Origin of the sequence: Vibrio sp. S234-5 (assembly GCF_000960595.1) — a bacterium.
In the GTDB taxonomy this organism is placed as follows: Bacteria; Pseudomonadota; Gammaproteobacteria; order Enterobacterales; family Vibrionaceae; genus Vibrio.
In genome coordinates this window covers 1-395 of sequence record NZ_JZAM01000423.1, presented here as the reverse complement: position 1 = coordinate 395, position 395 = coordinate 1, and the positions used below count along the sequence as shown (strand labels likewise).

At 45.6% G+C, this 395-nt stretch carries 1 protein-coding gene and 1 pseudogene; both read left to right on the top strand.

Annotated features, from left to right (window positions below; all coding sequences use genetic code 11):
* Positions 1 to 279 (top strand): GntR family transcriptional regulator (locus UF06_RS22660; protein WP_045572491.1); only part of this gene is annotated, 279 nt, incomplete at its 5' end.
* Positions 276 to 395, top strand: a pseudogene (locus UF06_RS26610) (ABC transporter ATP-binding protein); the annotation flags it as partial. The gene UF06_RS22660 and the pseudogene UF06_RS26610, both read left to right, overlap by 4 nt.

Here is a 395-nt window from a genome sequence, read left to right as displayed (position 1 = left end):
GCTTTACCCTCGGTCCGCAACATCTCTGCCGATATGAAAATTAACCACCTTACCGTCATGAAAGGCTATCAGTTACTTGTTGATGAAGGACTAGTGGAGAAAAAACGTGGCCAAGGCATGTTTGTCGCACAAGGGGCAATTCAACAATTGCGCTCTGCGGAAAAGGCTCGCTTTCTTGAACAGCAAATTCCTCAAATAGCCAATACATTACAACGTCTGGACATGTCAGTTGATGAACTTGTCCAGCAACTAAACCCCCATATGAAAGGTGACCAATGAGCGCATTAGTCAGTGTAAAAAACGTCTCCAAGCAGTACCGTCAACAAGGAGAGGCGCTTCATGATGTGAGATTTGACTTACATGCTGGTCAAGTGCTTGGTTTGCTCGGCCACAAT